Here is a 3,901-nt window from a genome sequence, read left to right on the forward strand (position 1 = left end):
CATCAAAATGAGGTTTTTTTAATGTAACTGCCGTGTTCCAAAAGTTTAGACACTTTTTATTTTTTAAAAATTCTTTAAGACTAACTATTAAGTTAGTCTTTTTTTCTTTTCTAAGACTAAAAAAATAATTTCTTATCTTTTCTAAAAAACGTTTTTAGAAAGGAATTAAATATTAAGACAAGAATTATTTAAAGATTTTTTAAAAAATAAAAAGAATTTAGAAATTCGTAATCAATTAATTGAACTTTATTTACCTTTAGTCAAAAAACTAACTTATCAATTTAAATATTATCCTCGAGTTTTAACTAAAGAAGATTTATCTCAAGAAGGGATTTTAGGATTAATCAAAGCTCTGGATAATTACGAAGATTTAGGTTATGACTTTATCACTTACTCCACTCCCACCATAAAATCGGAAATCAGAGAACTTATTAGAAAAAGTCATTCTCCTTCAATCCCCCAAAAAAATCATAAAACTAATAATCTTTCTTTTCAAGAAGAAAAATATGAACCATATCAAATAAATAAATTAAACCCCCATCAATTATGGTTAAAACAAGTTAATCATGAAATTTTTTTAAAAAAAATGAAAACTAAATTAAGTGAAAACGAATTCAAAATTATCCATTTAAGTTTTGGTGTTCCTTTAGGAAATATCAACGAAGATTATCAAAGATGTTATAAAAACACGGAAATAGCTGAAAAACTTAATTTATCTTTAAAACAAGTAGAAAATATTAAAAACATCGCTATCAAAAAATTAAAAAAAACGTTAAAACCTATCGTTCGTCCGTAATGACGTTAAACTAGTTATTTGAAACAATAAAAAAAGAAAAAAGATTACTTTCAAAGTAATCTTTTTTTGTATCAAAATCAAGTATAAAATTTTTGAAACAACAGTAATAAACGATTCCAACATCAAAAATCAAATAGTCGTTAAATACCTTCGTTTTCAAAAATTTTATTGATGAATAAATAAAAAAGAATATATATATCAAAAAAAGGAAAAATAAAATATGTTAAATAAAGTTCAATTAATCGTCCGTCTCAGCCATGATTTAGAAAAACAATATATCAATTCAAACAACGAACAAATTCCTAAAATCGATTTTCAATTAGCGGTTAATAACAAAGAGATAACCCAATTCATCCCCTGTGTCGCTTTTCGAAAACAAGCTGACAACATGAAGAAATATTTACATAAAGGTTCGAAAATTTATCTTGAAGGAGTTTTATCTATCCAAAAATATACGAATAATGAAGGTCAAACCAAAATCAACACTAAAGTTATTCTTCAAAACGTGATCTTTTTAGATAATAAACCTCAAGAAAATTTACCTTTTTAAAACAATCAATTCATAAAACTCAATAACAACCAAATAAACTTAATCATCTAACCCCTTTTCAAAAGGGGTTTTTTTATTGGCAAAAAACACAACAAATTGGTAAGGACGCCAAAAGAAATAAAAAAATAAAGGAGACAAAATGAAAAAAGACATCGAAAACCAAATCAAAAAATTAAAATCAAAAGTCAAAGAGTATGAAAAATGGTCCCAAGAATGCACATCAGCAGTACGACGATATAAAGCAACAACCCAATATCTAAAAACTGTAATTCAAGCAAACCTAGTAGAAGCACAAGAACATGAATCCCAAGCTCAAAAACTCACATCAAAAGTCCAAGAAATGAAAGAAAAAATCCAACAACTCAAAAACAAAATATCAAAGGAGAACCCAAAATATGACAAAAAAAGAATTAATTAAAAAAATGGCTTTAGCCAACAAAACTTCCGTAACTAAAACAGAAGAATTTTATCATATCTTCGAAAAGACTTTAATCGAAGCAATCACTACCAATGAAGAGGTTATTTTATCCCCTCAAATAGGTAAATTCAAACTAAAATCAAGAAAAGCCTACATCGGTAGAAACCCGAAAACAAAGAAAAAACTAAAAATCCCTGCCAAAACCGTAGTCACTTTTAAATTATCCAAAACCATCAAAGACCAAGTGAAAACTTTAATTTTAAAATAACCCAATTATTTTCTTTTAAACACCTAAGAAAGGAGGTTATTCATGACATTAAATAAAAAAATTTATCTGAGTTTGATCGGATTATTGAGTTTAAGTTTCTTGATTTTATTAATCTTTGGCATCACTCATTCTCGTCCACCAACTAAAAACCCAACATTAAATAAACAACCCTCATCAACACAACAACAAGAGATCGACCACCAAATCAAATTAGAACAAGCCAAAATCCAAGAACTCCAACAACAAGATTACATCTTAAAAACCCAAATTGATGAAAATGTTAAAACTTTAACCGACATTATTACTAAAATTAAAACTCTTCAAACCGAATTAACCAATAACCCTCAATTACCTCCGATCATTAAAACCCAAAAACAACAACAATTAACAGAGCTAAGAAATCAACAACAAACTCAACAAACTTTAGTAAATAATTTAATAGAACAAAGAAAAGCGTTAAACCAAAATCAAAAAGAAAAACAAGAAGAACTAGAAAAATTAGCGCAAGAAAAAGCTCAACTCCAAACCCAAGAAAACCTCCAACAACAAATTTCCCACTTAAATCAAGCGCTTAATTATGTGGAAGCTAATCAAAAAAGAATTGAAGAATTAAAAACTCAAAAAGAATATCAAAAAAATCAAACTGAATTAAAAAATTTCAAGGATTTTCAACTTTTCTTAACTGATCAAAAATTAGCTTTTGAAAAACAAAAGAAAAACTTACAAACTCAATTAAATCATTTAAAAGAAAATAAACCGCTTCCTCACACTAAAAAGAAAGTCACCTTTAAAGACGTTTATGGTATGGAAACAGAAAAAGAAGAATTAGAAGACTTATTAACTTATTTTCGTACCAATCAATCTTTAATTAACTTCGATCAAGTCCGCCCTAAAGGTTATTTACTTTATGGTCCACCAGGAACAGAAAAAACCTTTTTAATCAAAGCGCTTTGTGGTGAGGCTAATGTCCATTTTATTAATTTAATTCCTGCTAAATTCCGCCAAAAATATATCGGCGAAGGGGAAAAAGAAGTTGATAAAGTTTGGCAAGAAGCAGAAAGTCATGATAAAACCATTATCTTTATTGATGAAATCGAAGGATTAGAAAATCGTAATGATTCCAACATTTCTTCAGGAGGAGTCAATGTGATTAATACTTTATTAGATAAATTAGATGGTTTTAATAGTAGTAATAAAAAAATTGTCTTAATGGGAGCGACGAATAATCTTCACAAAATTGATTCCGCTTTACGCAGTCGTTTTAGTAAAGAAATCTATATCGGTCATTTAAAAGATCATGAAATTGAAGGTTATCTAAAACATATTATTGTCCCTTATCAAATTAGTTATCATACTTTCTTAGCTTTAAAAGAGATTACCCAATTATGTCAAGACAAAAACCTCTCTAATCGTGATTTAACGACCATCATCGAAGAAGCTTACAAAAAAACGGCTAAATGGGCTCAACAAAACCCTCAAACCCACGAAGTCATGTTACCTTCTGATATCGAAGAAGTCTTAAATTTGAAATTAAAAATAAAACCTGATTACAATCAAGTTAAAAAAAGAAGAGAAGCTTGTGAAAATCAATACGCTCAATGGCGTCAAGGTTTCAATCAATATTTAGATAAACCCAAAGACGAAACTAGAATTGAATGTCGCTATACCTTTGATGGTTTAAACGGAATTAACTATTACAATCGTCGCTATTCTCAAATCCAATCGGAATTAAATGATATTAATCAGCAATTAACTAAAATCCACCAAGAAAATAAAATCTCCCAATTTGAAAAAGAATTAATCACTTTAAACCAAACACCTGACAAATACGAACAAACGATTAAAGATAAAAACCAAGAAATAATCGAT

The 3,901-nt window shown here is 28.0% G+C and carries 5 protein-coding genes; all 5 read left to right on the top strand.

The window, feature by feature from the left end; all coding sequences use genetic code 11:
* Positions 1 to 169 precede the first annotated feature (169 nt).
* A complete protein-coding gene (locus M8044_RS02260) occupies positions 170 to 796 on the top strand; it encodes a sigma-70 family RNA polymerase sigma factor (protein ID WP_273585438.1) in 627 nt (208 codons plus the stop codon).
* 220 nt (positions 797 to 1,016) lie between these two features.
* Positions 1,017 to 1,346: a single-stranded DNA-binding protein gene (locus M8044_RS02265; RefSeq protein ID WP_273585434.1), complete on the top strand. Its 330-nt coding sequence runs from the start codon at positions 1,017 to 1,019 to the stop codon at positions 1,344 to 1,346.
* 139 nt (positions 1,347 to 1,485) lie between these two features.
* Entirely contained in the window at positions 1,486 to 1,764 is a 279-nt protein-coding gene (locus M8044_RS02270) for a hypothetical protein (protein WP_273585435.1), read from the top strand.
* Positions 1,742 to 2,032 carry an HU family DNA-binding protein gene (locus tag M8044_RS02275; RefSeq protein ID WP_273585436.1) on the top strand — a complete coding sequence of 97 codons (291 nt, stop codon included), beginning with the start codon at positions 1,742 to 1,744 and terminating at the stop codon, positions 2,030 to 2,032. The genes M8044_RS02270 and M8044_RS02275 overlap by 23 nt, the downstream gene beginning before the upstream one ends.
* A 42-nt stretch (positions 2,033 to 2,074) precedes the next feature.
* Positions 2,075 to 3,901: ATP-binding protein (locus M8044_RS02280; protein WP_273585437.1), on the top strand; the 1,827-nt coding region annotated here is incomplete at its 3' end.

Origin of the sequence: Columbia Basin potato purple top phytoplasma (assembly GCF_028595955.1) — a bacterium.
GTDB lineage: Bacteria > Bacillota_I > Bacilli_A > Acholeplasmatales > Acholeplasmataceae > Phytoplasma.

Bases quoted from the DNA above. Each gene is read 5' to 3' on its own strand.
- M8044_RS02265 (WP_273585434.1), top strand. From the start codon at position 1,017: ATGTTAAATAAAGTTCAATTAATCGTCCGTCTCAGCCATGATTTAGAA.
- M8044_RS02270 (WP_273585435.1), top strand. From the start codon at position 1,486: ATGAAAAAAGACATCGAAAACCAAATCAAAAAATTAAAATCAAAAGTC.
- M8044_RS02275 (WP_273585436.1), top strand. From the start codon at position 1,742: ATGACAAAAAAAGAATTAATTAAAAAAATGGCTTTAGCCAACAAAACT.